The sequence below is a fragment of the Microbacterium umsixpiens genome (assembly GCF_053543675.1).
The window spans coordinates 45,812-50,526 of sequence record NZ_JBLVOH010000150.1 but is presented as its reverse complement, the minus strand read 5'-3'; the positions used below and the strand labels follow the sequence as shown (position 1 = coordinate 50,526).

The following is a 4,715-nucleotide window of genomic DNA, read 5'->3' as shown; positions in this document are numbered from 1 at the left end:
GCGGAGCTTATCTGGGAGAGGCCTCGTCCCCCCGGGGACCTCCGTCACGGTACGCGACTCAGACGTCGGCGACCTTGCGGCCCTTGTACTCGAGGAAGAGTTCGGTGCCCTGGGAGTCGGTGACGACCTTGGCCTGGTGAGGACGGCTGTAGACGACCTGACCGTTCTCGATGGTCTTCACGAGGGCGACGGGAGCCGCCTTCCACTGCGCGCGACGCGAGCGGGTGTTCGAACGGGAAACCTTGCGCTTCGGGGGGTTACCAGCCATGACTAGCTCTCTTCTTTCTCGGCGGCACGAGATTCTTCCGTGCCGTCTTGGTCTGTGATGTTCTGGAGCGCACTCCACCGAGGATCGATGGGAGCCACCTGCTCCGTTCCGGTGCTCACGGCCAGTCGTTCACCCGTTTTCGGGTCGAGACCCGGGCAATCCGGCTGACACACCGGCTGAAAAGGAAGCGACAATACGGCCGCATCCCTGACGAGAGTTTCAAGATCCACGTGGTCGTCTTGAACCTCGAAGTCAGTTTCTTCCTCACCAGGATACGCGAAAAGCTCCTGGAACTCGACTTCGACGGGCCGAGCGATGTCGATCAGGCATCTGCCGCACACGCCGACGTACTCCGCGTCGGCCGTTCCGGAGACCAGAATGCCCTCGTGGACCGACTCCAGACGCACATCGAGGTCGATGTCCGAGCCCGCTTCGAAGGTGACGATACCCTCCCCCCAGGTCTCTTTGAGAGCCACGGTGAACTCGTGTTCCCGCATCTCTCCCGGACGTCGGACGATGTCACGGACGGGGAGCACGAAAGGGCCGTTCATTCGAGAGCGCACGGTTCCATGCTACTCGGCTGCACCTGCGGCCGGGCTGACCGTCGCCCCGAGGAGGACTCAGATCCCGCGTCCACCGGTGTCGAGGAAGTCTGCCACCGCAGGCGGAACGAACGGTGTCACGTCGCCGCCGAGCGAGGCGACCTGACGTACCAGCGAGCTCGAGACCATCGCGTGCGACGGATCCGGCAGGAGGAACACGGTCTCGATGTCGGCGAGGTGGCGGTTGACGATCGCCATCGGCGACTCGTAGGCGACGTCGATCTGCGAGCGGATGCCCTTCACGAGGACCCCGGCGCCGACATCGCGGGCATAGTCCACGAGCAGTCCCATGCTCCACGAGCCGATCACGATGTTGCCCGGCATGCCGTCTTCGGCGATCGAACGCTCGAGGAGGGAGAGCCGCTGTGCGATCGGGAGCATCGCCTCTTTGCCGGGGTTGTGCACCACCAGCACGTGCAGCTCGTCATAGAGGGCTGCTGCCCGGCGGATCACGTCGAGATGACCCAGGGTCGGCGGATCGAAGGAACCCGGGACGACGGCGATCCGGCTGCTCATGCCACCAGCCTAGGGCAGGAACCGAACTCAGTTCTTCGCGAGCGCCGCTCGATCCTCATCGGTCACGCGCCGAGCGATGGCTTCGCGAAGACCGGGGTGCTGCTGGAGCATCGGGTCGTCCGTGAGGATCTTCTCGGCCACCTCGCGGGCACGCGTGATGAGGGCTGCATCCTTGACGACACGCAGCAGCTTGAGCGACGAGCGGACGCCGGCCTGTGCGGCACCGAGCACATCGCCCTCACCCCGCAGCTCGAGATCGACCTCGGCGAGGGCGAAACCGTCGAGCGTCGCTGCCACAGCGTCGACACGGTCCCGAGCGAGGGAGCCGGACTCCGCCTCGGTGACCAGGAGGCAGAGTCCGGGAACGCCACCCCGGCCCACGCGTCCGCGCAGTTGGTGCAGCTGGGAGACACCGAAGCGATCGGCGTCGAGCACGATCATCGTGGAGGCGTTGGGGACGTCCACGCCGACCTCGATCACGGTGGTGGCCAGCAGCAGATCGATCTCGCCGCGGGCAAAGGCCTGCATGACGGCATCCTTCTCATCCGACGGCATCCGACCATGCAGCACGGCGCGACGGATCCCACCGAGAGTGGGATGGGTCGCGAGAGCCTCGTCGAGCTGCACCACGCCCCACCGGGGACCGGACGCGCCCTCGGGGACCAACGCGGAGGGCTCAGCCGCTTCTGCGGTCTTCTTCGTCGTGTCGATCGCCGCGCAGACCGCGAACACCTGCCGCCCCTGGGCGATCTCCTCTGCGGCGCGCTCCCAGACGCGATTGAACCATCCGGGGTGCTCGGCCAGCGGCGCGACGAACGACTCGATGCCCGCGCGTCCAGCCGGCATCGTGCGGATGACGGAGGTATCGAGGTCGCCGAACACCGTCATCGCCACCGTTCGCGGGATGGGCGTCGCCGTGAGCACCAGCGCGTGCGGGCTCGATCCCTTCGCGCGGAGCGCCTCCCGCTGCTCGACCCCGAAGCGGTGCTGCTCGTCGACCACGACGAGACCGAGGTCGGCGAAGGTCGTCTTCTCGCCCAGCAGCGCATGCGTGCCGACGACGATGAGCGCCTGACCCGAGGCGACGCGGAGCGCAGCCTTGCGTCGCTCCGCGGCCGGAAGCTGGCCGGTGAGCAGCGTCGGCATCAGCAGCGGGGCGAGATCGGGACCGAGCATCTTCGCGATCGAGCGCAGATGCTGGCCGGCCAGCACCTCTGTCGGAGCGATCAGCGCCGCCTGCCCGCCACTCTCGGCCACCTGCAGCATCGCCCGCAGCGCCACCAGCGTCTTGCCGGAACCGACCTCACCCTGGACGAGCCGGTTCATCGGCCACGACCCGACGAGGTCAGCGGCGATCTGCGCCCCGACGGTCTCCTGATCGGGCGTGAGCGTGTACGGCATCGCGGCGTCGAACCGCTCGAGGAGGCCTCCCGGTCCAGCCGGCCGCGACGTGGCGGAGAGCGCGCGCACCGCGTCACGCTGCTGCAGGAGCGCAGTCTGCAAAGTGAGCGCCTCGTGCATCCGGAGGGTGCGAACGGCCGGATCGATGTCGTTGCGCGTGCGTGGGCGATGGATCCGCTCCAGCGCCTCGTCGGCCGTGAGCAGCTCCTCGCGCTCCCTGATCTCGGCCGTCAACGGGTCGGGCACCTCGACGAGATCGTCCAGCACCCGTCCGATGAGGCGGGCGATCTGCCACGTCTGGATCGCCGAGGTCGCCGGGTAGATCGGGATCGGAACCGCCGCACGCGCATCCGCGCTGCGCCGGGCGGAATCCTCATCGTCGAACAGCTCGTACTCGGGATGCGCGAACTGGGTGACGCCGTTGAACTCCCCCACCTTGCCGGAGAAGACTCCGCGGCGGCCGACCGCGAGGTCTTTGGAACGCCACTCCGCCGCACCGACGTTCTTCGCGAAGAACGTGAGGGACATCCGTCCGATTCCATCGCCGATGACCACGTCGACCATCGCGCCCGGCCGATTGCGCATCCGTCGGAAGCTCGAGGACAGGACCTCGGCGACGATGGTCACCGTCTCGCCGAGGGGGAGGTCGCGGATCGGCGTCAGCTCGCCCGGATCGGCGTAGCGACGCGGATAGTGCGAGAGCAGGTCGCCCACGTTCTGCATGCCGAAAGCTCGTCCGAGCGTCTTGGCAGACGCCGCACCGAGCGCATCCTCCAACGAGGAATCGAGCGTGAGCGACATGCTCCGAGTCTAGGGAACGCGACCGACACCGCCGTCACCCGGGCTGTCGTATCGTGAAGTGGTGACGAGGATCATCGCAGGCGCCGCCAGAGGCGCACGCCTGGAAGTGCCGGGTGTCGGCACGCGACCGACCAGCGACCGGGTGCGGGAATCGCTCTTCGGCGCACTGGAGGCGCTGAGCGCCATCGACGGCGCGCGCGTTCTCGACCTGTATGCCGGTTCCGGCGCCCTGGGCCTCGAGGCGCTGAGCAGGGGCGCCGCCAGCGCGGATCTCGTCGAGCGAGGCCGGCAGGCGGCAGCCATCGTCCGCCGCAACGCCGCCGTCGTCGCCAAGGCCGGAGGCCTGTCGGCCGGTCGGGTGCACGAGGGCGCGGTCCATGCGTTCCTGCAGCGCGCGGCCGGGCCCTTCGACCTGGTCTTCACCGACCCGCCCTACGATCTCGACGATGCGGCCATGACCGCCGACCTCGTCGCCCTCGCCCCACTGCTCTCTCCGGACGCGGTCGTCGTCGTCGAACGAGCGCGCCGTGCGACTCCTCCCGACTTCGGTGCCGCCGGTCTGGAGCTGTTCCGCGAGAAGTCCTACGGTGACACGACGCTCTGGTGGGCGGAGCCGGCGGCCGACGATGGTTCGCCAGCGGACGATCAGCCCGAGACCGAATCCCAGTCCCGATAGGGATCCCATCCGCTGATGTCGACCGGAAGGCCGTCGCACAGCAGATCCTCGTCTCCGCCCGGGATGACCCGTCCGATCACGCGGAACCCCGGCGGGAGCATGCCTTCGGGGAATGTGGCGAGCAGCGCGTGGTCCTCTCCCCCGGCGATCGCACGCTCCGGATCAGCGCCCAGCGCCGCGCGGTCGAGAGCGATGGTGACCCCCGACGCTGCGGCCATCCGGCGGGCATCGAGAGCGAGCCCGTCGGAGATGTCCATCATCGCGGTCGCACCGGCCGTCGCCGCCACCGCGCCGAGACCGATCGGGGGCGACGGGCGCAGCTGGGCGGCCAGCGCAGCGGACTCGCCTGCCGCCAGCTTCGCGACGTCGACCGGCACGGGCGCATCGCCGTCACGGAAACGTCCGAACAGCACGGCGAGTCCGTGTGCAGCGTTGCCCAGCTCACCGGCGA

Annotated in this window: 5 protein-coding genes and 1 pseudogene; 1 reads left to right on the top strand and 5 read right to left on the bottom strand. The window is 68.6% G+C overall.

Annotated elements, in window-relative coordinates; translation table 11 throughout:
• Positions 1 to 58: 58 nt before the first annotated feature.
• From rpmF to ACNPM4_RS14930, 4 genes are all read right to left on the bottom strand, one after another.
• Positions 59 to 268, bottom strand: a complete 210-nt coding sequence (gene rpmF, locus ACNPM4_RS14945; RefSeq protein WP_017830754.1) for a 50S ribosomal protein L32 — start codon at positions 266 to 268, stop codon at positions 59 to 61.
• Positions 269 to 270: 2 nt separating this feature from the next.
• Complete coding sequence (locus ACNPM4_RS14940; RefSeq protein WP_029263536.1) at positions 271 to 819, bottom strand: YceD family protein; 549 nt, start codon at positions 817 to 819, stop codon at positions 271 to 273.
• Between the two features lie 69 nt (positions 820 to 888).
• On the bottom strand, positions 889 to 1,386 hold the full coding sequence (coaD, locus tag ACNPM4_RS14935; RefSeq protein ID WP_029263537.1) for a pantetheine-phosphate adenylyltransferase: 498 nt from the start codon (positions 1,384 to 1,386) through the stop codon (positions 889 to 891).
• A 27-nt stretch (positions 1,387 to 1,413) separates the two neighbouring features.
• Positions 1,414 to 3,588 carry an ATP-dependent DNA helicase RecG gene (locus ACNPM4_RS14930; protein WP_448986173.1) on the bottom strand — a complete coding sequence of 725 codons (2,175 nt, stop codon included), beginning with the start codon at positions 3,586 to 3,588 and terminating at the stop codon, positions 1,414 to 1,416.
• Positions 3,589 to 3,649: 61 nt separating this feature from the next.
• Between ACNPM4_RS14930 and rsmD the strand changes: the two genes are divergently transcribed.
• Positions 3,650 to 4,264: a 16S rRNA (guanine(966)-N(2))-methyltransferase RsmD gene (gene rsmD, locus ACNPM4_RS14925; protein WP_448986172.1), complete on the top strand. Its 615-nt coding sequence runs from the start codon at positions 3,650 to 3,652 to the stop codon at positions 4,262 to 4,264.
• Here the strand turns inward: rsmD and ACNPM4_RS14920 are convergent.
• A pseudogene (locus ACNPM4_RS14920) lies at positions 4,234 to 4,715 on the bottom strand (thiamine-phosphate kinase); the annotation flags it as partial. The gene rsmD and the pseudogene ACNPM4_RS14920 overlap by 31 nt on opposite strands.